Annotated in this window: 32 protein-coding genes and 1 pseudogene; 29 read left to right on the plus strand and 4 right to left on the minus strand. The window is 66.3% G+C overall.

Annotated elements, in window-relative coordinates:
* Window positions 1-2 precede the first annotated feature (2 nt).
* From rplX to AAC067_RS05770, 19 genes and pseudogenes are all read left to right on the plus strand, one after another.
* Window positions 3-311, plus strand: a complete 309-nt coding sequence (rplX, locus tag AAC067_RS05680; protein WP_339930418.1) for a 50S ribosomal protein L24 — start codon at window positions 3-5, stop codon at window positions 309-311.
* Window positions 311-868, plus strand: coding sequence for a 50S ribosomal protein L5 (gene rplE, locus AAC067_RS05685; protein ID WP_339930420.1), 558 nt, complete (start codon window positions 311-313; stop codon window positions 866-868). The genes rplX and rplE overlap by 1 nt, the downstream gene beginning before the upstream one ends.
* A gap of 19 nt (window positions 869-887) precedes the next feature.
* Window positions 888-1,193 (plus strand): 30S ribosomal protein S14, encoded by a 306-nt coding sequence (gene rpsN / locus AAC067_RS05690; RefSeq protein ID WP_339930422.1) that lies wholly within the window; start codon window positions 888-890, stop codon window positions 1,191-1,193.
* Window positions 1,194-1,208: 15 nt separating this feature from the next.
* Window positions 1,209-1,607 (plus strand): 30S ribosomal protein S8, encoded by a 399-nt coding sequence (rpsH, locus tag AAC067_RS05695; protein WP_339872658.1) that lies wholly within the window; start codon window positions 1,209-1,211, stop codon window positions 1,605-1,607.
* 1 nt (window position 1,608) lies between these two features.
* Window positions 1,609-2,142, plus strand: a complete 534-nt coding sequence (rplF, locus tag AAC067_RS05700) for a 50S ribosomal protein L6 (RefSeq protein WP_339930424.1) — start codon at window positions 1,609-1,611, stop codon at window positions 2,140-2,142.
* 3 nt (window positions 2,143-2,145) lie between these two features.
* Entirely contained in the window at window positions 2,146-2,508 is a 363-nt protein-coding gene (gene rplR / locus AAC067_RS05705; RefSeq protein ID WP_339930426.1) for a 50S ribosomal protein L18, read from the plus strand.
* A gap of 12 nt (window positions 2,509-2,520) precedes the next feature.
* Window positions 2,521-3,120, plus strand: a complete 600-nt coding sequence (rpsE, locus tag AAC067_RS05710; RefSeq protein ID WP_339930428.1) for a 30S ribosomal protein S5 — start codon at window positions 2,521-2,523, stop codon at window positions 3,118-3,120.
* Between the two features lie 2 nt (window positions 3,121-3,122).
* Window positions 3,123-3,317 (plus strand): 50S ribosomal protein L30, encoded by a 195-nt coding sequence (rpmD, locus tag AAC067_RS05715; RefSeq protein ID WP_339930430.1) that lies wholly within the window; start codon window positions 3,123-3,125, stop codon window positions 3,315-3,317.
* 141 nt (window positions 3,318-3,458) lie between these two features.
* A pseudogene (gene rplO / locus AAC067_RS05720) lies at window positions 3,459-3,905 on the plus strand (50S ribosomal protein L15); the annotation flags it as partial.
* A 251-nt stretch (window positions 3,906-4,156) separates the two neighbouring features.
* Entirely contained in the window at window positions 4,157-5,551 is a 1,395-nt protein-coding gene (secY, locus tag AAC067_RS05725; protein WP_339930432.1) for a preprotein translocase subunit SecY, read from the plus strand.
* 22 nt (window positions 5,552-5,573) lie between these two features.
* Window positions 5,574-6,146 (plus strand): adenylate kinase, encoded by a 573-nt coding sequence (locus tag AAC067_RS05730; protein ID WP_339930434.1) that lies wholly within the window; start codon window positions 5,574-5,576, stop codon window positions 6,144-6,146.
* 58 nt (window positions 6,147-6,204) lie between these two features.
* Complete coding sequence (locus tag AAC067_RS05735; protein ID WP_339930436.1) at window positions 6,205-6,927, plus strand: TonB family protein; 723 nt, start codon at window positions 6,205-6,207, stop codon at window positions 6,925-6,927.
* A gap of 69 nt (window positions 6,928-6,996) precedes the next feature.
* Complete coding sequence (locus AAC067_RS05740; RefSeq protein ID WP_339930438.1) at window positions 6,997-9,465, plus strand: zinc-dependent metalloprotease; 2,469 nt, start codon at window positions 6,997-6,999, stop codon at window positions 9,463-9,465.
* Between the two features lie 142 nt (window positions 9,466-9,607).
* Window positions 9,608-9,976 carry a 30S ribosomal protein S13 gene (gene rpsM / locus AAC067_RS05745; RefSeq protein WP_339930440.1) on the plus strand — a complete coding sequence of 123 codons (369 nt, stop codon included), beginning with the start codon at window positions 9,608-9,610 and terminating at the stop codon, window positions 9,974-9,976.
* Between the two features lie 15 nt (window positions 9,977-9,991).
* Window positions 9,992-10,381, plus strand: coding sequence for a 30S ribosomal protein S11 (rpsK, locus tag AAC067_RS05750; RefSeq protein WP_013268944.1), 390 nt, complete (start codon window positions 9,992-9,994; stop codon window positions 10,379-10,381).
* Between the two features lie 87 nt (window positions 10,382-10,468).
* Window positions 10,469-11,488, plus strand: a complete 1,020-nt coding sequence (locus AAC067_RS05755) for a DNA-directed RNA polymerase subunit alpha (protein ID WP_339930442.1) — start codon at window positions 10,469-10,471, stop codon at window positions 11,486-11,488.
* Between the two features lie 102 nt (window positions 11,489-11,590).
* A complete protein-coding gene (gene rplQ / locus AAC067_RS05760; RefSeq protein WP_339930444.1) occupies window positions 11,591-12,010 on the plus strand; it encodes a 50S ribosomal protein L17 in 420 nt (139 codons plus the stop codon).
* Window positions 12,011-12,115: 105 nt separating this feature from the next.
* Entirely contained in the window at window positions 12,116-13,309 is a 1,194-nt protein-coding gene (locus AAC067_RS05765) for a hypothetical protein (RefSeq protein ID WP_339930446.1), read from the plus strand.
* Window positions 13,310-13,315: 6 nt separating this feature from the next.
* Window positions 13,316-13,774 (plus strand): GNAT family N-acetyltransferase, encoded by a 459-nt coding sequence (locus AAC067_RS05770; protein ID WP_339930447.1) that lies wholly within the window; start codon window positions 13,316-13,318, stop codon window positions 13,772-13,774.
* A 3-nt stretch (window positions 13,775-13,777) separates the two neighbouring features.
* Here the strand turns inward: AAC067_RS05770 and AAC067_RS05775 are convergent, their stop codons facing one another.
* A complete protein-coding gene (locus AAC067_RS05775; protein ID WP_339930449.1) occupies window positions 13,778-14,650 on the minus strand; it encodes a hypothetical protein in 873 nt (290 codons plus the stop codon).
* The gene (locus AAC067_RS05780; protein ID WP_339930451.1) at window positions 14,640-15,560 is read right to left on the minus strand and encodes an ABC transporter ATP-binding protein; all 921 of its coding nucleotides are present in this window, start codon (window positions 15,558-15,560) and stop codon (window positions 14,640-14,642) included. Before AAC067_RS05780 ends, AAC067_RS05775 begins: the two co-directional genes overlap by 11 nt.
* A gap of 139 nt (window positions 15,561-15,699) precedes the next feature.
* Between AAC067_RS05780 and AAC067_RS05785 the strand changes: the two genes are divergently transcribed.
* Window positions 15,700-17,091: a trypsin-like peptidase domain-containing protein gene (locus AAC067_RS05785; protein ID WP_339930453.1), complete on the plus strand. Its 1,392-nt coding sequence runs from the start codon at window positions 15,700-15,702 to the stop codon at window positions 17,089-17,091.
* Between the two features lie 2 nt (window positions 17,092-17,093).
* Here the strand turns inward: AAC067_RS05785 and AAC067_RS05790 are convergent, their stop codons facing one another.
* Complete coding sequence (locus tag AAC067_RS05790) at window positions 17,094-17,513, minus strand: VOC family protein (protein WP_339930455.1); 420 nt, start codon at window positions 17,511-17,513, stop codon at window positions 17,094-17,096.
* 70 nt (window positions 17,514-17,583) lie between these two features.
* Between AAC067_RS05790 and AAC067_RS05795 the strand changes: the two genes are divergently transcribed.
* From AAC067_RS05795 to AAC067_RS05835, 9 genes are all read left to right on the plus strand, one after another.
* Window positions 17,584-18,900, plus strand: a complete 1,317-nt coding sequence (locus tag AAC067_RS05795) for a replication-associated recombination protein A (RefSeq protein ID WP_339930457.1) — start codon at window positions 17,584-17,586, stop codon at window positions 18,898-18,900.
* The gene (locus AAC067_RS05800) at window positions 18,897-19,694 is read left to right on the plus strand and encodes a hypothetical protein (RefSeq protein ID WP_339930459.1); all 798 of its coding nucleotides are present in this window, start codon (window positions 18,897-18,899) and stop codon (window positions 19,692-19,694) included. The genes AAC067_RS05795 and AAC067_RS05800 overlap by 4 nt, the downstream gene beginning before the upstream one ends.
* A complete protein-coding gene (locus AAC067_RS05805) occupies window positions 19,691-20,077 on the plus strand; it encodes a VOC family protein (RefSeq protein WP_339930461.1) in 387 nt (128 codons plus the stop codon). The genes AAC067_RS05800 and AAC067_RS05805 overlap by 4 nt, the downstream gene beginning before the upstream one ends.
* Window positions 20,078-20,146: 69 nt before the next feature.
* On the plus strand, window positions 20,147-20,677 hold the full coding sequence (locus AAC067_RS05810; protein ID WP_339930463.1) for a DUF302 domain-containing protein: 531 nt from the start codon (window positions 20,147-20,149) through the stop codon (window positions 20,675-20,677).
* Window positions 20,678-20,720: 43 nt separating this feature from the next.
* Entirely contained in the window at window positions 20,721-21,116 is a 396-nt protein-coding gene (locus AAC067_RS05815) for a DUF1622 domain-containing protein (protein ID WP_339930465.1), read from the plus strand.
* Window positions 21,117-21,163: 47 nt separating this feature from the next.
* Window positions 21,164-21,607, plus strand: coding sequence for a hypothetical protein (locus AAC067_RS05820; protein WP_339930466.1), 444 nt, complete (start codon window positions 21,164-21,166; stop codon window positions 21,605-21,607).
* Window positions 21,604-22,035: a hypothetical protein gene (locus AAC067_RS05825; RefSeq protein ID WP_339930468.1), complete on the plus strand. Its 432-nt coding sequence runs from the start codon at window positions 21,604-21,606 to the stop codon at window positions 22,033-22,035. Before AAC067_RS05820 ends, AAC067_RS05825 begins: the two co-directional genes overlap by 4 nt.
* 39 nt (window positions 22,036-22,074) lie before the next feature.
* Window positions 22,075-22,800 carry an RluA family pseudouridine synthase gene (locus tag AAC067_RS05830; protein WP_339930470.1) on the plus strand — a complete coding sequence of 242 codons (726 nt, stop codon included), beginning with the start codon at window positions 22,075-22,077 and terminating at the stop codon, window positions 22,798-22,800.
* 184 nt (window positions 22,801-22,984) lie between these two features.
* Complete coding sequence (locus tag AAC067_RS05835) at window positions 22,985-23,479, plus strand: hypothetical protein (RefSeq protein WP_339930472.1); 495 nt, start codon at window positions 22,985-22,987, stop codon at window positions 23,477-23,479.
* 117 nt (window positions 23,480-23,596) lie between these two features.
* Here AAC067_RS05835 and AAC067_RS05840 read toward each other — a convergent pair whose 3' ends face one another.
* On the minus strand, window positions 23,597-23,776 hold the full coding sequence (locus AAC067_RS05840) for a hypothetical protein (protein ID WP_339930474.1): 180 nt from the start codon (window positions 23,774-23,776) through the stop codon (window positions 23,597-23,599).
* Window positions 23,777-24,019: the final 243 nt, after the last annotated feature.

Consider the following 24,019-nt stretch of genomic DNA (forward strand, 5'->3'; position numbering starts at 1 on the left):
TCATGGCCGCCAAGATCAAATCGGGCGACACCGTCGTGGTGCTCGCCGGCAAGGACAAGGGCCGGACCGGCAAGGTCACCAAGGTCCTGCCGACCGACAACCGCGTCCTGGTCCAGGGCGTGAATATGGTCCAGCGCCATACCCGTCCCACCCAGGCCGACCCCCAGGGCGGTATCAAGAACAAGGAAGCGTCGCTTCACCTGTCCAACGTCGCGATCGCCGACGCCAACGGCAAGGCAACCCGGGTCGGGTTCCGCGTCGACGGTGACAAGAAGGTGCGTTTCGCCAAGACGACGGGAGACGTCATCTGATGGCTGACACCAAATACACACCTCGTCTCAAGGACGATTTTCAGGCCCGCATCCGCGCGGTGATGACCGAGAAATTCGGTTACACCAACCCGATGCAGATGCCCCGGCTCGACAAGATCGTGCTGAACATGGGCATCGGCGAAGCGGTCGCTGACTCCAAGAAGGCCAATTCGGCCCTCAAGGATCTGGCCGCCATCGCCGGTCAGAAGCCGGTTGCCACCAAGGCCCGTAACTCCATCGCCGGCTTCAAGCTGCGCGAAGGCATGGTCATCGGCGGCAAGGTCACCCTCCGCGGCGACCAGATGTACGAATTCCTTGACCGCCTGATCACGATCGCGCTGCCGCGCGTGAAGGATTTCCGCGGCCTCAAGGGCACGAGCTTCGACGGTCGCGGCAACTATGCCATGGGCCTCAAGGAACACATCGTGTTCCCGGAGATCAACTACGACCAGATCGATCAGATGTGGGGCATGGACATTATCGTCTGCACCACGGCCAAAACCGACGAGGAAGCCAAGGCTCTCCTCGCCGAGTTCAAGTTCCCGTTCGTGAACTGAGCGGGAAGGGAAACAGACAATGGCTAAGAAGAGCGCCGTAAACCGTAACAACATGGTGAAAGCCCTGGTTGCGAAGTACGCCGACAAGCGAGCAGCCCTCAAGGCGATCGCTACCGACGAATCCCTGCCGCTGGAGGAGCGCTTCGAGGCGCGCCTCAAGCTGGCTGAACTGCCGCGGAACTCCGCGCCGAACCGCATTCGCAATCGCTGCGAAGTGACGGGTCGTCCGCGGGCTTTCTACCGGAAGCTCAAGATGAGCCGGATCGCGCTTCGCGAACTCGGTAACAAGGGGCAAATCCCCGGCCTGACCAAGTCGAGCTGGTAAGGGGAGCGAACAGATATGATGATCAACGATCCCCTGAGCGACATGATCGCTCGCATCCGGAACGCCGCCATGCGGAAGCGTTCGAAGGTGCTTACCCCGGCTTCCCGTCTGCGCCAGCGCGTCCTCGACGTGCTGCAGGACGAAGGCTACATCCGCGGCTATTCGCTGGTTCAGAACCCCGGTGAATTCCCGCAGTTCGAGATCGAGCTCAAGTATTTCGACGGCCAGCCGGTCATCGCCGAGATCGCTCGCGTGTCCAAGCCGGGCCGCCGCGTCTACTCTGCGATCTCCGACCTGAAGCCGATCAAGAACGGCCTGGGCATCTCGATCCTTTCGACTTCGAAGGGCGTCATGTCCGACGCCAGCGCCCGCGACAACAACGTCGGCGGCGAAGTCCTCTGCAGGGTCTACTAAGATGTCCCGTATCGGAAAACGCATCATCGCCGTGCCAAAAGGCGTCACCGTCACCCTCGACGGCCAGACTGTCGTCGTCAAAGGTCCCAAGGGCGAACGCTCCTGGACCGTGGCCGACGAGATCGAAATCACCCAGGGTGATGACGGTCTGACCCTGGCCCCGAAGGCTGACACCCAGCGCGCCCGGGCCATGTGGGGTCTTTCCCGCACCCTGGTCGACAACATGGTCGTCGGTGTCACCGAAGGCTTCGAGAAGTCTCTGGACCTGGTCGGCGTGGGTTATCGCGCCGCGCTCAAGGGCCCGAACCTCTCGCTGCAGCTCGGGTTCTCCCACGAAGTCGACATCGCGCCGCCGGCCGGTGTCACCTTCACGGTGCCCAAGCAGACCGAAATCAAGATCTCCGGTGCTGACAAGCAGGCCGTGGGTCAGATCGCCGCCGTCATCCGCAAGTTGCGTCCGCCGGAGCCCTACAAGGGCAAGGGTGTCCGCTACACGGGCGAAAAGGTCCGGCGCAAGGAAGGCAAGAAGAAGTAAGTCATGGCTCTTTCTCTTCAGCAACAAGCCAAGCGCCGCTCGGAGCGCACCCGCCGCCGTCTCAAGGCCGTCGCCAACGGGCGTCTGCGTCTGTCGGTTCATCGGTCGGACAAGAACATCTCGGCCCAGATCATCGACGACCTCAACGGCGTCACGATCGCTTCTGCCTCTTCGCTGGAAGGCGACAAGGGCAAGAAGGCCAAGGGTTCGGACGTCGATGCCGCAACGCGGATCGGCAAGCTGGTCGCGGAACGTGCACTCGAGAAGGGCGTCACCGACGTCGTCTTCGATCGCGGCGGCTACATCTATCACGGACGGGTGAAGGCGCTGGCTGAGGCCGCGCGTTCAGCCGGCCTGAACTTCTAAGGAACGGGACGCATGGCTCCTCAACCCCAACGTGGCGGCGGCGGTAACGACCGCAACCGTCGTGACCGTAACGCTCCCGAAGGTCCGGACAGCGACATCGTCGAAAAACTGGTCCACATCAACCGTGTGGCCGCGACTGTTAAGGGTGGACGTCGTTTCTCGTTCGCCGCCCTGATGGTTGTCGGAGACGGCAAGGGCCGGGTCGGCTTCGGCCATGGCAAGGCGCGTGAAGTGCCGGAAGCCATCCGCAAGGCGACTGAAGAAGCCAAGAAGACGATGATCCGTGTTCCGCTTCGCGAAAACCGCACCCTGCACCACGACGGCAATGGCCGTTGGGGCGCCGGCAAGATCATGATGCGCGCGGCCCCTCCCGGGACCGGCGTCATCGCGGGTGGCCCGATGCGTGCCGTGCTCGAAACCCTCGGCGTCCAGGACGTCGTCGGCAAGTCGACCGGTTCCTCGAACCCCTACAACATGATCCGCGCGACGTTCGAAGCCCTCAAGGTTCAGTCCTCGCCCCGCCAGATCGCGTCCAAGCGCGGCAAGAAGGTCGCGGATCTGATGGGTCGTCGCAACGACGGCGCATCCGCGCCCGAAGCCATGGAGAGCTGATCATGGCCAAGAAAGAGACACCCACCGTCACGGTTCGCCAGACCGGCAGCCCGATCCGCCGCAAGGCCGATCAGCGCGCCACTCTCTCGGGCCTCGGCCTGAACCGGGTCGGCCGTGAGTCGACCCTGGAAGACACGCCCTCGGTTCGCGGGATGATCGCCAAGGTCGCCCATATGCTTGAGATCGTCGAAAAGTAAGTCGTTCCGCCCTCTCCCGATCCGGGGGAGGGCGTTTCGCATCTTGCGATACTGCACGGGGCCGCATAGAAGCGGCCCTTCGTTTTTATCCGCCGAGTCAGGCCTCTGGTCTGGCGCTAGTACCCGAAAGGATCAGGCCCCATGAAACTCAATGAAATCCGCGACAACGAGGGCGCTCACAAGAAGCGCATGCGTGTCGGCCGTGGCCCGGGTTCGGGCAAGGGCAAGACTGCCGGTCGTGGCGTCAAGGGTCAGAAGTCCCGTTCGGGCGTCGCCATCGGCGGCTTCGAAGGCGGGCAGATGCCGCTGTACATGCGGATGCCCAAGCGCGGCTTCAACAATCCCAACGCCCTGAAGCTGGCCGAAGTGAACCTGTGGCGTCTGCAGGACGCCATCGACGCCAAGAAGCTGGACATCAAGGGCGAGATCAAGGGCGACGCCCTGGTCGCCGCCGGCGTGATCCGTCGCGTCAAGGACGGCGTCCGCATCCTCGGCACCGGCGAGATCAAGGCCAAGCTGAACCTGGTCGTCTGGTCGGCCTCGGCCGGCGCGGTCAAGGCCATCGAGGCTGCCGGCGGCAGCGTGGTCCAGGAGCGTATCGCTGCTGAAGCCAAGGCCGCTGCTCGCGTTGAAAAGCGCAATCTTGCCAAGGGCAAGGCGCCGGCTCCCAAGGCACCGCGTGGCGATGCCAACAAGATCTCGGCTCGCACGACGCGCACCGCCGCGAAATAAGCTTTACGGGCGGCCCTCGCTATGGGGCCGCCCATCGCCTATCTGGGTGAAGGCCCCGGGATACGATTCCGGTCGGCCTCATTCTGACCAGTCGGGGTAGTGACACTATGGCTTCGGCCGCCGAACAACTCGCAGCCAATATGAACATGGGCTCGTTCGCCAAGGCGACCGAGCTGCATAAACGTCTCCTGTTCACGATCGGAGCGTTGCTGGTCTACCGTATCGGCACCTATGTGCCGATCCCGGGGATCAATTCCGAAGCCTTCCTGCAGTTCTTCCAGAACCCGGACGGGCAGCGCGGCATCCTCGACATGTTCAACATGTTCTCCGGCGGTGCCGTGGAGCGGATGGCTGTCTTCGCCCTGAACGTGATGCCCTACATTTCGGCATCGATCATCGTCCAGCTGATGGGCGCGGTCTATCCGCCGTGGGAGAAGCTGAAGAAGGAAGGCGGCGAGAGCGGCCGCAAGCAGCTGAACCAGTACACCCGTTATCTGACGGTCATTCTGGCCCTGCTGCAGTCCACCGGCATCGCCCTGGGCCTGAACGCCCAGGCCGGCCTGATCGACGCCCCCGGACTGTTCTTCATCGCCTCCACGGTCACCACCCTGACCGGCGGCACCATGTTCCTGATGTGGCTCGGCGAGCAGGTTACGGCCCGTGGCGTCGGCAACGGTATTTCGCTGATCATCTTCGCCGGCATCGTCGCCGTCTTGCCGGGCTCGATCGCCCGGATGCTGGGCCTGGCCCAGCAGGGCCAGATGTCGGCCTTTGCCCTGCTGTTCATCGCCGTCATGGCCGTGGGCGTGGTGGTCTTCATCGTCTTCATGGAGCGGGCCCAGCGCCGTCTGCTGATCCAGTATCCGAAGCGTCAGGAAGGCAACCGCATGGCCGGGGGCGAACGCTCGTTCCTGCCGCTGAAGGTCAACACCGCGGGCGTGATTCCGCCGATCTTCGCCTCGTCCCTGCTGATGCTGCCGACCACGGTGGCCCAGCTGACGGCGACTGCGAACCTGCCGCCCTGGATGAGCTGGTTGCCGCTGGTGACAGCGCAGATGCAGCACGGTCAGATCCTGTTCACCATCCTGTACGGTGTGCTGGTGGTGTTCTTCTGCTTCTTCTACACCTCGATCACCTTCAATCCCGAGGACACGGCCGAGAACCTGCGCAAATACGGCGGGTTCCTGCCAGGCATCCGTCCGGGCAAGCGCACAGCGGAATATCTCGACTATGTGCTGACCCGGCTGACGACCATCGGTGCGGCCTACATCACCGCCGTGGTGTTGCTGCCCGAGTTCATCGGGGCCCAGTTCGGCTATGGCATTATCTTTGGCGGCACCTCGATCCTCATCGTTGTGTCGGTGACTATGGATACCGTCGCCCAGATCCAGTCGCAGTTGCTCGCCCACCAGTACGAAGGCCTGATCAAGAAGGCCAAGCTGCGTGGACGGGGTGGCAAGGGCTCGGGCGGTCGGGGTGCTCCGGCACCCGTGCGTCGCTAACAGCCGCCGGGGAGGGCGCGTCTTGAATCTGATCCTGTTCGGACCGCCGGCGGCGGGCAAGGGTACCCAGGCCAAGCGCCTGGTCGCCGACCGCGGCATGGTGCAGCTCTCGACCGGTGACATGCTGCGCGAGGCGATCGCGTCCGGATCCGATCTGGGACGTGAGTGCCAGGCCCTGATGTCGCGCGGCGACCTGGTGTCGGACGCCATCGTCATCGCCTTGATCGAGGCCCGATTGAAAGAGGCAGAAGACGCCGGCGGTGCCATCTTCGACGGCTTCCCGCGCACCGTGGCCCAGGCCGAGGCGCTGGACGCCATGCTGGCCAAACTGGGTCAGAAGATCGACCGGGTGGTCCGCCTGAAGGTCAATGATACCGCCCTGCTGGAACGAGTTGCCCGGCGGTTCGCTGAACAGGGACGGCCGGACGACAACCCCGACAGCTTCAAGGTCCGCCTTGAGGCCTATAACCGCAACACCGCTCCGCTGCTGCCCTACTATGCCGACAAGGGTCTGCTGACCGAGGTCGACGGCATGGTCAGTGTCGAGGCGGTCGCCTCGGCCATCGACGCGGCGCTGGACGGTACCGACTCCTGATCGCGGACCGAGGTCGCGCGGTCGCCGCCTGACGGGCGGTCACAGCAGGACCTTCCCCGTGACCGGGCTACCCCACCGAACGCCGTTTCTGGATCCGGCCCGCAGACGCGGGCTGATCGTCGTCGTCCTCGTGGCCGGCGTTCATGTGGCCCTGTTCGCCGCCATGAGCCCGTCACGGTCGGTGCCGCCGTTCACACCGGCCCGGAGCATCGACGTGGTTCTGTTCCGGCCCGAGCCGCCACCCCCGCCACCACCGGCCGCCCCGGCTGTGTCTGCGGGGGGCGGTGCCCCGTCGGCTCCGTCACGCGTCCATGTGCCACCGGTGACGGTGCCCCGGCCGGTCGAGCTGATCGCCCCGCCGGTTCCGGCCCCCGAACCGGCGCTGACCGTCGGTCTGGCTCCTGAGGTTACCCCGGACCCGGGTACCGGACGGGGCGAGGCGGGGACCGGCACCGGTACCGGTTCGGGGTCCGGTGCGGGCCCCGGGTCGGGCGGCACACCGCCCCGGTTCGTGCGCGGACCGACGCGACAGGAACTGGTCCGGGCCTATCCGCCCGCCGCCCTGGCTGCCCGTCAGTCGGGCCGGGTGCTGTTGCGCTGCCGGATCGGTGCCGACAGCCGGCTGCAGAACTGCCGGGTGATCGAGGAGACTCCTGCGGGGGCAGGCTTCGGCGCTGCGGCCCTCAGGGCGTCGACCTATTTCCGCTTTCGCCCGCCGACCGTGGGTGGCCGCCCGCGCGAGGGATTCGAAATGCCGATCGGCATCGAGTTCACGCCCTGAGGCGTAAAGCGTCGCGTTGACACGCCCGGTCCCATCCCGCCCTAATCGCGATCACGCACGGGGGATGGCATGGCGACGATGGTGTTGAAGACGGCGACGGCGATCGCCCTGATGCTGGCCCTGTCGGCTCCGCCTCTGGCCGCTTCTGCCGCCGCCGACCCCCAGCCGGTCTCATGGGCCGCCACCACCGCCTCGCTGGAGCGTCAGGACGGCCTGCTGACGCTGTTCATCGACCGCGCCGGCGGTCGGGTGCTGGTACAATTGCCGGCGGCAGGCGCGGACGGGGTCATGGCCCGGGTTATCCACCACACCACCCTGCGCACCGGCGTCGGTTCGGCCCAGACCGGTCTGGACCGGGCCCAGACCGGGGCCACGCGCATCCTGGTCTTCCGCCGCATGGGCGACCGGGTGCTGGCCGAGTTCGAAAACCCGGGCTATCGCGCCGACGCCGGATCGGTCGAGGAACAGGCCGCCGCCCGCGACGCCTTTCTCGGTTCGACCGTCTGGTCGGGTCCCGCCGTGGCGACGGGCCCGGACGGGGCGGTGCTGGTCGACATCGCCGGCTTCCTGACGCGCGACGCCCACGGCATTGCCGAGACGCTGAAGGCGGCGGGGCAGGGGACCCTTCGCCCGGTCGCCGACCTCAGCCTGGTCGATCCCGCCGCCGCCCGGGCCTTTCCCGAGAATGTCGAACTGGAGGCCCGGCTGACCTTTGCGGTCGACGGACCGGGGCGCGAGGTCTCGCGTATCGCGCCGGACCCGCGACTGATCACCCTGACCGTGCATCACAGCTTCATCCGTCTGCCGGACGCCGGCTTCGTGCCACGACCGTTCGATCCGCGCACCGGGGCCATCAGCACCGTCATCACCGATTTTTCGGCCCCGCTGGATGCGCCGGTCGTGCGTCGGCTGGTGAACCGCTTCCGCCTGGTCAAGACCGACCCGACGGCGGCGCGGTCGACGGTTGTCGATCCCATCGTCTTCTACGTCGACCGGGCGGCCCCGGAACCGCTCCGCTCGGCCCTTGTCGACGGGGCAAGCTGGTGGGCCGAAGCCTTCGACCGTGCCGGCTTCATCAATGCCTTCCGGGTTGATGTCCTGCCCGAGGGCGTCGACCCGCTGGACGCGCGCTACAACGTCATCAACTGGGTCAACCGGGCGACGCGCAGCTGGTCCTACGGCCAGAGCGTGGTCGATCCGCGCACCGGCGAGATCGTCAAGGGCTCCGTGCTGCTCGGCTCGCTGCGGGTGCGTCAGGACATGCTGATCTTTGAAGGGCTGGTCGGGGCCGATCGCACCGGCACCGGGGCCCAGGACGACCCGCAACGCATCGCCCTGGACCGGGTTCGTCAGCTGTCGGCCCACGAAGTCGGCCACGCTATCGGCCTGATGCACAATTTTGCCGCCAGCACCCAGGGCCGCAGCTCGGTGATGGACTATCCGGTGCCGGTGATCGGCATCACCGACGACGGTCTCGATTTCAGCCAGGCCTACGGCATTGGTCTGGGTGACTGGGACCGGTTCGCCGTCGACTGGAGCTATGGTGACGCCGATGCCGCCACCCTGCAGCGCAAGGCCGAGGCCGGCGCGGCACGGATGCGGTTCGTCGCCGATGCCGACGCCCGGGTCGGCGGCGACGCCCAGCCCTGGGGCAGTCTGTGGGACAACGGCTCCGACCCGGTGGCCGAGCTGACGCACATCATGCGGGTGCGCCGGATCGCCCTGGACCGGTTCGGGCTCGGCAATCTGCCGGCCGGGTCGGCGGTCAACGACCTGCGCCGCCGGCTGGTACCCATCTATCTGTACCACCGCTATCAGGTCGACGCTGCGGCCAAGCTGGTCGGCGGCATCGACTATGGCTATCCGGTCGTCGGCGACGGGCAGGAGGCGTCGCAGCCCGTGCCTGCGGCGACACAGCGGGCGGCGCTGGCGGCGCTGGCGGCCACCCTCGATCCGGCCGAGCTGGATCTGCCCGAGCCGCTGCTGGCCCTGCTGGAAGCCCAGCAGTCGGGTGACGACGACCCCCAGAACGACATTGAGGTGTTTCGCGGTGGCGCGGGGCGGGCCTTCGATCCCGGCGCGGCCGTCGACACCGCTGCCGATGTGACCCTGCAGGCCCTGTTCGATCCGCGCCGCATCAATCGCCTGAGCGATGCTGTGCGCCGCGACCCCGCCGCGCTGGGCACAGGGGAGGTGGTGGATCGCATCGTCGCCGCCGCCTTCGCCCCGGCCTCGGGACGACTGGCCGGCCCGGCCCGGCGGGTTCAGGCCCGCACCGTCCTGACCCTGGCTGGCCTGTTGCGCGATGATGGCCTGTCGGCGACCTCGGCGGCCGTGATAGACGACCGGCTGTCCAGTCTGTCCGCGCGGCTGAAGGCGTCGCGGGCCGCCGATCCGGTGCAGCGCGCCCATGACCATTGGCTCGGCGAACTGCTGTCCGACCGGGAGCGGCTGGACCAGCTGCTTGAGGCGGACAGGCACGAGACGCCGCTGCCGCCGGGCAGCCCGATCGGGGCCGAGGCCTGCTGGCACTGCTGATTGGTGGCAGCGAAAGTCCGACTGGCCATTGACGGAAAGTGAATCGGCTATATAAGGACCGACTTCCGCGAAGGACGCACACGCTCCTGGTCTGTTGACCGGAGCGTTTCCTGCGTCTGTCCACGCGTACCTGGAGAACTACGTGGCCCGTATTGCTGGCGTCAACATCCCGACCAACAAGCGCGTTGAAATCGCGCTGCAGTATATTCATGGCATCGGCTCGCACGCTGCCAAGGACATCACCGAGAAGGTGGGTATCGAGGCTTCGCGCCGCGTGAACCAGCTGACCGATGCTGAAGTTCTGCAGATCCGTGAGACGATCGACCGCGACCACACGGTCGAGGGCGATCTGCGCCGCGAGACCTCGATGAACATCAAGCGTCTGATGGACCTGGCCTGCTACCGCGGCCTGCGTCACCGCAAGGGCCTGCCGGTCCGCGGTCAGCGCACCCATACCAATGCACGGACCCGCAAGGGCCCGGCCAAGCCGATCGCCGGCAAGAAGAAATAAGAGAGAGCCGAACTGATGGCCAAGGAACCGGGTCGCGTAAAGAAGCGCGAACGCAAGAACATCACCTCGGGCGTCGCCCATGTGAATGCGTCTTTCAACAACACCATGATCACGATCACCGACGCCCAGGGCAACGCCATTTCCTGGTCCTCGGCCGGTCACATGGGTTTCAAGGGTTCGCGCAAGTCGACCCCGTACGCTGCGCAGATGGCCGCCGAAGACGCGGGCAAGAAGGCGCAGGAGCACGGCGTCAAGACTCTCGAAGTCAACGTCTCGGGCCCCGGTTCGGGTCGTGAGTCGGCGCTTCGGGCCCTGCAGTCTGTCGGCCTGACCATCACCACCATCCGTGACGTCACGCCGATGCCGCACAACGGCTGCCGTCCGCCCAAGCGTCGTCGCGTCTAAGCTGCCGCCTACCCCCTATTCAACGCCGGTTCCGCTGACTCACATTGCTGGGGCGCGGATCCGGCGAAACCCGTTCGAGGGACACCAATGATCGAAAGAAACTGGCAAGAGCTGATCCGTCCCGAGAAGCCGCAGGTCGAAATCGGTTCGGATCCGCAGCGCAAGGCGCGGCTGGTCGCTGAACCGCTCGAGCGTGGCTTCGGTGTGACGCTCGGCAATGCCCTGCGCCGCGTGCTGCTGTCGTCGCTGCAAGGCGCCGCCGTCACCGCCATCCAGATTGACGGCGTCGTTCACGAATTCTCGTCGCTGGAAGGCGTTCGCGAGGACGTGGTCGACATCGTTCTGAACATCAAGCAACTGGCGCTGCGCATGCACGCCGAGGGCCCCAAGCGCATGACGCTGAAGGCCACCGGCCCCGGTGCCGTGACCGCCGCCCAGATCGAGCTGCCGTCCGACATCGAAGTGCTGAACCCGAACCATGTGATCTGCACCCTCGACGACGGGGCTTCGGTGCGCATGGAACTGACGGTCCAGAACGGCAAGGGCTACGTCGCCGCCGAGCTGAACCGTCCGGAAGACGCCCCGATCGGCCTGATCTCGGTCGACGCCCTGTATTCGCCGGTCAAGCGCGTCGCCTATCGCGTCGAGCCGACCCGCCAGGGTCAGTCGCTCGACTATGACAAGCTGGTGCTGGAAGTCGAAACCAACGGTGCGGTCTCGCCGGTTGACGCGGTGGCCTATGCCTCGCGCATCCTGCAGGACCAACTGCAGATCTTCATCACCTTCGATGAGCCCAAGAAGGTGGTCGAGGTTGCCGACGGCAAGCCCGACCTGCCCTTCAACCCGGCGCTTCTGAAGAAGGTCGACGAACTGGAACTTTCGGTCCGTTCGGCCAACTGCCTGAAGAACGACAACATCGTCTACATCGGCGACCTGATCCAGAAGACCGAGGGCGAAATGCTTCGCACCCCGAACTTCGGACGCAAGTCGCTGAACGAGATCAAGGAAGTTCTCGCGACGATGGGCCTCTCGCTCGGCATGGATGTGCCGAACTGGCCGCCCGAGAACATCGAAGATCTGGCCAAGAAGTTCGACGAACAGATCTAGTTTCAACCCTCCGCCCATTTCCCACTCGGGGATGCGGGGCGGTTAGAATTATACGGCCCTAGGTCCTCAAGAGGATACCGGGGTTGAGTAGGAGAGACCCCGATGCGCCACGGCGCCGCCTATCGCAAGCTCGGCCGTACGGCCAGCCACAGGACTGCTTTGTTCGCCAACATGGCGGCATCGCTGATCAAGCACGAGCAGATCACCACGACCCTGCCCAAGGCCAAGGAACTGCGTCCCTTCGTCGAAAAGCTGGTCACGCTCGCCAAGAAGGGTGACCTGCACGCCCGTCGCCAGGCCATCAGTGCCGTGCGCGACGTGCCGCAGGTCGGCAAGCTGTTCGAAACGATCGGCCCGCGTTACGCCGAGCGTAGCGGTGGCTATATCCGCATCATGAAGGCCGGTTACCGTCACGGTGACAACGCCGCCATGGCTGTGATCGAGTTCGTCGACCGTGACGTCGACGCCAAGGGTCTGGACTCGGGTCCGGTCTACACGGCCGAGAACGACGACGAAGGCTAGGCCTTCATCCCACACCATCTGAAGGGGCGGCCGGAGCGATCCGGCCGCCCTTTTTAGTTGTGTGTTTTGGTTGCGCGCTTCATCCTTTTCGAAGGGGGATTTAGCATGGCGAAATTGACCACCCAGTTCACCTTGGCGCTCTGTTCGCCAACTGGACTCGACACTGATCGGGAAGCGGTCCGTCAGGCTGTTTTTGAGGTAAATCGTTTCCTCTCAGTCGAAGGAAAACAGGTTCAAGTTAAGGGGTGGGATACCGATGTGCGTCCGACGGTCGGGACCGATGCCCAAGACGTTGTGAACAGGGAGATGATCGACACTGCGGACATCGGTCTGGTTATCATCGGTGACACTGTCGGTTCGCCAACGCCAAGATCTCCATCGGGTACCGTTGAGGAAGCACGATCTTTCATTCGACGGCGCAAGGCGGGGGCCGCGATCGATCTGATGCTCTACTTCAAGCTCCTCCCCATTCGGTACGATCGAACCGCCTTGGATCGACTTGCAGCGATCGTTGCTTTTCGCGAGGAAATGCAAAGCGAGGGTGTGTTCTGGCGTGAATACGAAACTGATGCGCAACTTGCCGAGTCTGTGCGAACGTTCCTGCCTGCTGCCATTCGGGGCCTTCAAACTGAAACTTCCTCTAGGCTAAATGATGAGGTGCCGCTCGCCGCTCTAACAGTTTCAGAACGGAAGGAGATCGAGGAAGGCGTCCTCGATCAAGAGATCGCTTTCGCTGACGCGATGGCGATCCTAAGCGACGCTGCCGTAGCGATTGGCGGGCATGCCACTCGAGCAACGGATCGGATGTCGCCGATCGTGGAGGAGATTAGGGCGTCCGGATCCAAACCGCGGGACGCTAAAAAGCTCCGTCGAGTCGTGAACGACCTTGGCTCCGTTTTGGACGCATACGCGGATGCGCTGAGTGCGGAGACAGAGAAGTTTGAGGGATCAGTTGACGCCGCAGTCAACGCTACCATCGCCATGGTGGGATTTGTTGGGAGTGGAGAACTTCCGACTGATGCGGCGGAGCTGGCCGGGCTTGAAATTTCAATAAGTGAAGCACGCGCAGGAATGCTTTCTATGGCCAAAGGGACGCGTGAGAGTGCGGAAGTTGTTCAGGCGCTGCCGAATATGACGAAGGAACTCAATGCGGCGAAACGGCGGGTCACATCGGAATCACAGAGACTCGAAACGACCGTAACTCGCTTCTCTGATCGACTTGCGGAGGTCGGACAGGCTGTTCAAGAACGGCTGGTGGCACTCAATGCAAGCAAGCTATTGCCGGGATTGGGCGGGTAGCCATCGGTGCTTGCAATAGTCTCCTACCGCCCCGCCCACCGCGCCGACTGGCAGGCCCTCAACGAGGCCTGGCTGGCGGCCGGGGGCTTCAGCGTTGAGGCTAGGGATCGCAAGGCGATCGACGATCCCGAGGGCGCGATCCTGGCGATCGGCGGCCATATCTTCATCGCCGAGCGGGACGGGCAGGCGGTCGGCTGCTGCGCCATCCTGCCGATGGCCGACGGCGGCTGGGAGGTGGCCAAGATGACGGTGGCCCCGGCAGCGCGCGGACTGGGTCTGGCGCGACGGCTGCTGGAGGCCCGCGAAGCCACGGCCCGGGCCACCGGCGCACCGCGCCTGTATCTGGAGACCAGCAGCACCCTGGCTCCGGCCCGGGCCCTGTATGACCGGTTCGGCTTCACCCCGCTGCCGCCGACGCCCAGCCCCTATGTCCGCTGCGACGTCTGGATGGAAAAGCGGCTCTGAGCCCTATTCCCGCGACAGGTCCTGTCGCTGGAACCAGGTCAGGGCTCCGGCCAGGGGAACGAGGGTCCACAGTCCCAGACTGATCCAGGCCTTCAGCGCCAGACCGGCGGGCAGGGCGGCGGCGGCGGGGCCACCGGCGATCACCGCCTGGAGGGCGTCCGTGGCTCCGGCCGGGTTCAACAGCATGGCCAGCCAGGCGTCGGGCATGACCCCCATCGGCATCAGGATCTGTGGCGTGAAGAACTGGGCCACGCCGACGACCAGCGGGATGAACAGGGCCGCCAGCAACGAGCGGGTGAACACCGCCGCCAGCAGGCTGATCATGGTGAACTGCACTATCCGTAGCCACGACAGGCCGGTCAGGGCGAAGAACTGGCCGACCTGGTCGCCGCTCAGGGTGAAGGCCAGGGTGCGCTCGAACACGGCGGCCTTGATCAGGCCTTCGATCACACTGCCGACCAGCATGAAGGCCATGGCTGCCAGCGCCAGACCGGTCACAATGCCGAGCTTGGCCAAAATCAGGTTCGACCGGCTGTTGCGGGCGCTGATCAGCCGCCAGGTCTCCCAGCGATAGTCGCCGGCATAGATCGTCGCCGCACCGATCAGCACGAACGACAACACCAGCGGATTGGCCAGACTGCCGGCGGCGGAGACCAGGGCCTCGCCCATGTCCAGGGTTCCGCGGGCGAGCATGTCGGTGAGTTCGGCCGGAACCTTGTCATCCCCGAGAAGTTTGGTCTCGCTGCCCTTCAGCACGAAATTGGTCAGCGCCGCGATGGCCACGCTCAGGATCGGCACGAACAGCGCGCTCCAGAACAGGGCGGTGCGGTTCTTCATCAGGCGGAAGCCCTCGGCGCGAATGGCATCAACCAGCATGGGTCTGCTCCCCCCGGCTGGCTTCGGCGGCCCCGGTCTCGGTCATGAAGATGCTTTCCAGATCGGTACCGATCCAGCGCGCCTCGGTGATGTCGACACCCTGTGCAACCAGGGCGCGGATCACGGCCGGGGCCTCGTCGCGGCCAATCACGGCCATGACCCCGTCACCGTCGCGCGACCCGCGCTCACCCAGCACGGCCAGCGCGGCCTCGATCGGGCTCAGGCTCAGATGCAGACGCTCGCCACCGGCGGCGGTCAGTTCGGACACCGCTCCCTCGAGGATCAGCTTGCCGCGGTTGAGGATGGCGACGCGGTCACACACCTTCTGCACCTCCAGCAGCTGGTGGCTGGCCAGGACGACGGTGACCCCGTCGTTGTCGGCCAGGCTGCGGATCAGGGCCCGCATCTCCTGGATGCCGGGGGGATCCATGCCGCTGGTCGGTTCATCGAGGATGATCAGGTCCGGCCGGCTCATCAGGGCGGCGGCGACGCCCAGCCGCTGCAGCATGCCGACGGAAAAGCCCCGCACCCGGCGATCCGCGGCCTCGGTCAGGCCGACCCGGTCCAACCAGGCCGCAATCTCGGCCGTTTTGCCCACGCCGTGCGACAGGGCCAGCCATTCCAGCACCTGCCGGGCGCTCATATAGGGCGGATAGCGGGGGGTCTCGATCATCGATCCCATGCGGCGCATGGCACCGATATCGCCGATAGCCCCGCCCATCACGCTCGCCGACCCGTCACTGGGACGGACCAGGCCCAGCAGGATGCGGAACAGGGTCGATTTCCCGGCCCCGTTGGGCCCCAGAATGCCATAGACGCCGCCGCGCGGGATCGACAGCGTCAGGTCATCCAGCGCGCGGACCGTACCATAGGTCTTGGTCAGGGCGTGGGTTTCAATCACAGCGTTCATGCCTCGACCGTGACCTGAGTTCGCGGTTCCGGCAAGCTGTCACTCATTAAGATTCGGCAATGCCGCCGACACCCCCGCCGCCATTGAATGGCCTGAAATCCGTAGCCGAATGGATCACCCTCTCCGCAAAGACCGGGACATGATGAAGACCTTCAGCCTCGCCCTCACCGCCGCTCTTCTGCTCGCCGCCTGCGGATCCCCCGACGACTCCAAAGCCCAGGACGGCGTTTTCGCCGAAGCCCCGCGCCAGTTGCCCGGCGACGCCGCATCCATGAAGGCCAGCTTCGCCCCCGTGGTGCGCGAGGCTGCCCCGGCCGTGGTCAACATCTCGGCCCGGGGCGTCCAGACGGTGCGCGATCCCTTCTTCGAGATGTTCGGCGGTGGCCCGCAGCAGCGGGTGACCGGGTCGATCGGCTCGGGCGTGATCGTCCGCGACGACGGGGTGGTGGTCACCAACCGTCACGTGATCCAGAACATGCAGCAGATCCGCGTGACCCTGGCCGACCGGCGCGAGTTCGCGGCCAGCGTGGTGCTGGCGGACGAACGCTCCGACATCGCCGTGCTGCAGCTGGAGGGGGTCAGCGACCGCCTGCCGGTGCTGCGCATCGATGACCGTGAGGAACAGCAGATCGGCGATCTCGTGCTGGCCATCGGCAATCCGTTCGGCGTCGGCCAGACCGTGACCAACGGCATCATTTCGGCCCTGAACCGCACCGACACCGGCATTTCCGACAGCGGCTCCTTCATCCAGACCGACGCGGCCATCAATCCCGGCAATTCCGGCGGGGCCCTGGTCGACATGGACGGCGACCTGATCGGCATCAACACCGCCATCTTCTCGCGCACCGGCTCGTCCACGGGGGTCGGCTTTGCCGTGCCCGCCGCCATGGTGCGTCAGGTGGTCGACAGCGCCGTCGGCGGGGCCAGTGCCGTGATCCGTCCGTGGCTGGGGGTGAAGGGTGATCCCGTCACCGCCGAGGTCGCCCGCAGTCTCGGCCTCGACCGCCCGCAGGGGGTGGTCATCACCACCGTCTATCCCGAAGGGCCCGGGGCCCGGGCCGGTCTGCGCGCGGGTGACATCATCAGCGCCGTCGACGGGACGGAGATCAACGACCAGGGCGGGCTGAATTTCCGTGTCGGCACCCATGAGCCGGACGCCACCGTGGCTGTTTCGGTGCTGCGCGACGGCCGGGCCCGCACGCTCAACGCCCGGGTCCAGAAGCTGCCGGGCAATGCCGATGTCAGCGCGGCGACGGCGATCCAGGCCGGGGCCCTGGGCGGCTCCAGGGTCGTGACCTTGAACCCGGCGCTGGCCGACAGTCTGGGCGGCGACCCGTTCACCACCGGCGTTTTGCTGACGCAGGTGGATCGCGGCAGTCTGGCGGCGCGCACTGGTTTCGTTCGCGGCGATGTGGTGGTCTCGATCAACGGACGCGCCGTGACCTCGGCCACACAGCTGGCCAATCTGCCGCGCGGCACCGAGGTGACCATCGAACGTCAGGGCCGCCGGGTCACCGGGACCACCCGCTGACCTCAGCCCTTGATCGGTCCGCCGATCGACCAGCAGTGGCCGAACGGGTCGCGCACCTTGCCATAGCGGTCGCCCCAGAACTGGTCGGCCATCGGCATCACCGGCACGGCGTCGGCCAGCAGGGCGCGGGCCCACCATTCGTCGGCGTCGTCGACCTGCAGATGCAGGGTGACGCCCCTGGGCTCGATGTTCTGCTCGCCGCTGTATTCGGGGAATTCGTCGTTGATCATGACGCTGGAGCCGTTGATCAGCAGGTGGGCGTGCATCAACCGCTCGCCGTCCTCGGCCATATGGCGATGCAACTCTTTCGCCCCGAAGGCGCGGCTGTAGAAGGCGATGGCCGCCTCGCCGCCGCGACCCGGAATGGTCAGGTGCGGCGTGACGCCCGAGCTCGGGCCCTGGGTCGCGGGATCGTCGGACATGTCGGCTCCTCTGGCTGTGTCGATACTAACGCGTGAAAAGGGTCGTGCGAACGCCTATCTGTGTCCGGGCATGACTGATCTGTTCGAAGCCTCCGGCATCCATCCCCCCGACGCGCCCCTGGCCGACCGGCTGCGCCCTGCCACCCTCGATGAGGTGGTCGGTCAGGATCACCTGCTGGGCGAGGGCGGGCCGATCCGGCGCATGGTCGAGGCGGGGCGTCTGGGCTCGATGATCCTGTGGGGCCCGCCGGGCACCGGCAAGACCACCATCGCCCGGCTGCTGGCCACCGCCGCCGGCTATCAGTTCCAGCAGATCAGCGCCGTCTTCTCGGGCGTGGCCGATCTGAAGAAGGCCTTTGAGGCGGCCCGCATGCGCCGCGCCGCCGGCCAGTCGACCCTGCTGTTCGTCGACGAGATTCACCGCTTCAACCGGGCCCAGCAGGACGGCTTCCTGCCCTTCGTCGAGGAGGGGGTTATCACCCTGGTCGGGGCCACGACCGAGAACCCCAGCTTCGAGCTGAACGGGGCCCTGCTGTCGCGCAGCCAGGTCTATGTGCTGAAGCGGCTGGATGATGCGGCGCTCGATCAACTATTGATTCGAGCGGAGGAACAGGAGGGCAGGACCCTGCCGCTGACGTCCGAGGCGCGTCACGCCCTGACGGCCCTGGCCGACGGCGACGGCCGCTATCTGCTGACCATGAGTGAGGTCCTGTTCGACCTCGCCGAGTCGAGCCCCGAGCCGCTCGATGTCCAGGCCCTGGCCGGCATCCTGCAGAAGCGCGCACCCGCTTACGACAAGAGCCGCGAGGAGCACTACAATCTGATCTCGGCCCTGCACAAATCGGTGCGCGGCTCGGACCCGGACGCGGCCCTCTACTGGCTCGCCCGCATGCTGAACGGCGGCGAGGATCCGCTGTATCTGGCCCGCCGGATCGTGCGTATGGCGGTCGAGGATATCGGCGAGGCCGACCCCCTGTCGCTGCTGGTCGCCAATGCCGCCAAGGACACCTACGACTTCCTCGGCAGTCCCGAGGGCGAGCTGGCCCTGGCTCAGGCCGTGGTCCATCTGGCCACCGCGCCCAAGTCGGTCGGGGTGTACGAAGCCTTCAAGGCGGCCAAGAAGGCGGCGGCCGAGACCGGCTCGCTGACGCCGCCGGCCCACATCCGCAACGCCCCGACCCAGCTGATGAAGTCGCTCGGCTACGGCAAGGGCTATGCCTACGACCCCGACACGCCCGAGGGTTTCTCCGGGGCCAATTTCTTCCCCGACGAGATGGACCGCCGCACCTTCTACAAGCCCAAGGGCGAAGGCCACGAAGAGAAGGTCAAGGTCCGGCTGGAACGCTGGGCCGCGCTGCGGGCGGCCAAGGCGGGGCGGGGGGCGTGAGAACGCCCCGGCACCGTGCCATCGCCCTCGCCGGGTTTGGCGTCGCCGTTCTTCTTCTGGCGGCGGGGGTCGGGCTCGTCGGCCTGGCTGCGATCACGCCGTGGCATACGGATTCGGATGCCTATTTCGCCGGACTGGCCGCGATCCAAAGGGGTCTCTCGGAAGTCGAGGGCGCGAGCTACCAAGTGGCCAGTGCGGCTTTTCACGCCTTGCAGGACCAGTACCGCACCCTGAAATGGGTCTATGCCGACTTCGGCTATTCCGCCCTGGCATGGGGCGTTCTGTTTCTGGGTGGGGCCGCCGCCCGGTGGAGTCACAAGGGCCCCATGTCCAGTCGCAGCGGGATTTTGGTGAGTATGGTGACCCTCGCCGGGCTGGGTCTGCTGTTCACCGGCCTGTTGGCATCCAGCCTCCAACTCTACCATCGTGAGCAGCTTCCACCCTGGGCTGATACCCTTGGCATTCCCCTGTTCGGGGCGGTGGCGACAATAGTCGTCCTCGGGCCGGTCATCGCCGTCCTGACGCTTTCGCCGGTCCTGTTCACGCGTCGTCGCCCCGCGCCCCTGTTTTCCGTGCGTGGGCGCGGATGGCTGACCTCGATCATCGTCAGCCTGATCTATCTGCTACCGCTGGCCGGCGCTGTGGTCCTTCTGCTGTCGGTAGCGGAGACCGGCGGATGGGCCGCCTCCATCGCCGGAGTCCTTCTGGGCTGGGCCCTGCTTAATGCCCGGGCGACCTGGCTGGGGCATCGTCCCGCTGCGATGGCCAAGACGCCGGCGGAGTCGGGAGAGTGAACCTCAATCAGATCACCGTCGACGTCGCCGACATCCCCCGGGCGCGGGCCTTCTATCAGCGGCTGGGGCTGGAGCTGATCGTCTCCAGCGACCACTACGCCCGCTTTCTCTGCCCCGGCGGCACCACCCTGTCGATCCATCGGGCCGACCCGCCGCGCCCGGGCGGTACCGGCCTGTATTTCGAATGCGACGATCTGGACGCGCGCGTGGCGCGGCTCAAGGCGGACGGCATCGTGTTCGACAGCGACCCGGTCGACCAGCGCTGGCTGTGGCGCGAGGCGTGGCTGCGCGATCCGGACGGAAACCGCCTGTGCCTGTATTTCGCCGGTGACAACCGGGTCGACCCGCCGTGGCGGGTGGCCGGCTCCAATGGTACAGCTTGAGCCTGCAAGAGCTCCGGAACGGATCAATCGGACTGTTCAGGGGTTCAGGTACGAACAGGAACCTTTGCCATGACCCGTCCCCCGCTGACCCTGCTCCTTGGCGCGCTGCTCGCCGCCTGCACCCCGGCGGCTGCGCCGGAAGCGCCGCCTGAAGCCGCCACAGCATCCACCACGGTCGCCGCGCCCGCCATCCCCGAGGCGGACGCATGGGTTGAGAAGACCAGCCCCGACCCGGTGGCGGATACGGTGGCCCGCCTGACCGCGGCCATCGAGTCGAGCGGAGCCTCGGTCGTCGCGGTCGTCGATCACCGTGCCAATGCCGCCAAGGCGGGTCTCGACCTGCCCGAGACCACTGTGGTGATGTTCGGCAACCCAGCCGTGGGCACGCCCCTGATGCTGGCCAACCGGCGCGCCGCGCTGGATCTGCCGCTGGAGATTCTGGTGTGGCGGGACGGAGAGACCACCCGGATCGGCTATCTGCCGGCACCCGCCCTGGCCGAGCGTCACGGGATCGCGCCCAGCCATCCGTCGATCGCCGCCATGACGGCCGCGCTCAACAAGTTGACCGACGCCGCCGCCGGTACCGCATCACCCACCTGATCCCGCAACAAGACACGGTGGGAAAGCGGAGCCCCGGCCACTCATGGACATCGCCTTCCTCAAGACCCTGACCATCTGGCTGGCGGCCGGTATCGAGCTGGCGGCTGCGATGGTCATCGCCGTCGCCATGGTGGAGGCGGTGGTCCGCATCGTTGGGGCCTTCCGGGCCGAGCTGCGACCCGGCGGAGAGACTCATGCTGCGCTCGACAGGAAGCAGGAGATTCGCCTGCGCCTGGGGCGCTGGCTGGCCATCGCGCTGGAATTTCTGCTGGCGGCCGACATTCTCAAGACTGCCGTGGCCCCGTCCTGGACCGAGATCGGCCAGCTGGCGGCGATCGCCACCCTGCGGACCGCCCTGAACTATTTCCTGCAGCGTGAGATCGACCAGTCCCGTGTCGGGTCCGACCGGAAGCCGGGCCGGGACGAAGCGTTGCCGTAACGGTGTTACGGGCGTAACTTCCCAAGGTTAACTTTGGGACGGGTAGAATGATTGAAGCGAAAAAGGTCCCGTGGCACCTCTGGGTGGTCGGGGTCGTCAGCCTGCTGTGGAACAGCTACGGCGGCTATGACTTCGTGATGAGCCTGACCCAGGGTGAGGCCTATATGCGCGCCGCCGGCATGAACGACGCGATGATTGCCTATTACAACGCCATGCCGACCTGGATGTACGTGCCGTGGGTATTGGGCGTCTGGGGCGCGGTGGCGGGTTCGATCCTGCTTCTGCTGCGGAGCCGCTTCGCCGTCCACGCCTTCGGCCTGTCGCTGCTCGGGGCGGTCGTCAGTCTTCTGTACGGCCAGTTCATCGACAAGGCCCCGCCACCGCCGCCGGAAATGGCGATCATGGCCTCCATGCCGTACATCATCGTGCTGATCGCCGCCTTCCTGGCCTGGTATGCCTGGACCATGGGCAAGAAGGGCGTGCTGCGTTGACCGCCGCCCGAACCCCCTGGCACCTGTGGGTCGTCGGCGTTGTGGCCGTGCTGTGGAACGCCTTCGGCTGTTTCGACTACACCATGACCCAGCTTCAGGGGGACACCTACCTGACCGGTATGGGAATGACCGAGGCCCAGATCGCCTATTTCCACACCACGCCGGCCTGGGCGCACGGGGTCTGGGCCATCGGCGTCTGGGGCGGTCTTGTAGGCGGGATCCTGCTGCTGCTGCGCCGCAAATGGGCGCTGCCGGTCTTCGTCATATCGTTCCTCGGCTGGGTGGCGGGGATCGTCTATGCCTTTGGCCTGTCGAACGGGCTGGAGCTCATGGGACCCATGTGGCCGATGCAGATCGTCATCGGCGCCGCCTGCGTCTTCTTCATCTGGTACGCGTGGATGATGTCGAAGCGGGGCATTCTGCGCTGACGGGCTGACGGACGGTCGGTTCCCGCGTAAGCACGCGCGGTGACCGACCGCATCCCCGTTTCCCTGTCCGACGAAGACATCGCCGCCGTCCGTTCGTGGGTGATCCACGAGGACGCGTCCGTCATCGCCTTCAACAAGCCCTCGGGTCTGTCCAGCCAGGGCGGGCGCATCAAGGCGCATACGCTGGACGATCTGCTGTGGGCCTTCGCCCGCTCGAACGGCAAGCGGCCCGACCTGATCCACCGGCTGGACCGCGACACCTCGGGCGTCATCCTCGCCGCCAAAACCAAGCCCGCCGCCGGCTTCCTCGGCAAGGCGCTGCAGGCGAAGAAACTCAGCAAGACCTATCTGGCCCTGGTCGCCGCCGCGCCCGAGCCGCGCGAGGGGCTGATCGACGCTGCCCTGCTGCGTCAGGAAATCGGCCGCGAAAGCTATATGCGCGTCGTCGCCCCCGACACGCCGGGTGCCCAGCTGTCGCAGAGTCGCTACCGCACCCTGGCCGCGACGGAGGAGGGGGCGTTGATCGAACTGTCGCCCCTGACCGGGCGGATGCACCAGTTGCGCGTGCACATGGCCCATATCGGTCGCCCGTTGGCCGGGGACCAGCGCTATGGCGGGGCCCTGACCCTGGCCGGCCGCGCTGCCCCGCGGCTGATGCTGCACGCCGCCACCCTGACCTTCCCCCATCCCGACGGCGGCCGTGTCACGGTCGAGGCCCCGCTGCCGGCGGATTTTGTGGCGCTGAAGGCGGCGGCGGGGTTGTAGCCACCCCTCCACCGCTTCGCGGTCCCCCTCCCCATCGCTTCGCGACAGGGAGGAGACAAAGCCGCACCGTCTCCTCCCCATTCCATGGGGAGGGGGACCGCGAAGCGGTGGAGGGGGCGAGGGGCCGAGGGGCGGAACCCAAGCCATCGTCCAACGCTTCCCAAGGGAACCCGGAGAACACCCGATGAAGCGCCTGACCCTGTTGACCCTCGCCGCCTCGGCCCTGGCCCTGACCGCCTGCGCCAGCCTGGCCCCCTATGGCCCGCAGATGGGACCGAACGGGCAGGGCTATGCCGAGCAGCGCATTGAATCCAACCGGTTCCGCGTCACCTATCGCGGCGTCGGCGCGCCCGGCCCGGTCGCCGACATGGCCCTGCTGCGCGCCGCCGACCTGACCGTCCAGAACGGCTTCGACTGGTTTGAGGTCACCCAGCGCTGGACCGACGGCCGCCGCGACAGCGCCGGCGGCCTGCGCCCCAGCGTCTCGATCGGGGCCGGCAGCAGCCGCTACGGCCGCTATTCCACATCCGGTGTCGGCGTCGGTGTCGGCCTCGACCTCAGCGGCCCCCAGCCGACCTCGACCGCCCTTGAAGTGGTGATGGGCTCCGGCCTCCGGCCCGACCGGCCCGGGGCCTATGACGCCCGCGACGTTCAGATGAGCCTGCGCGGGCGGTTCTAGGCCTCCCGCCAACCGTCATCCCCGGGTCGGTCTCGAGGGCTCCGTTCTCTGGCTTGCCAGTGGCCGAAGCCGGGTCGACAGCGATATCCACGGATTGACGCCGATATAATGCCGGTATCAGCGACGCTTTAATCCGCGCCGGCGTACGAACCAGAATGCAGCGAATGCGACGGGTATGAGGAGGATCGCTTGCCAGTCGCTGGTCGAAAAAGCACGCATCAAAATCATGGCCCAGAGCGCAATGAGTGCGAGAAATCCAATCCAGAATATCGCAAGGACCGTTTGTTTTCTGGTCATCCGATTTGTCATGGAAAATGGGCGATGCTTGCCGCACGGCCCACACTCGCAAACCTTCCTTAACCGCAGGTTGCGGCCCCTTCGCGCCAAGGGCAGCTCATCACTGTCCCCCCGCCCCCTCGCGCCCTTGTCATCCCGGACGCCGCCAAGCGGCGATCCGGGACGGAGGGCACCCAAGAAACCAGACCTCCCGGAAATCGCGGCGCGATTGTCCGGGAGACGGGTTCCGCCACGCGGGATCCT

The organism is uncultured Brevundimonas sp., from assembly GCF_963977465.1.
GTDB lineage: Bacteria > Pseudomonadota > Alphaproteobacteria > Caulobacterales > Caulobacteraceae > Brevundimonas.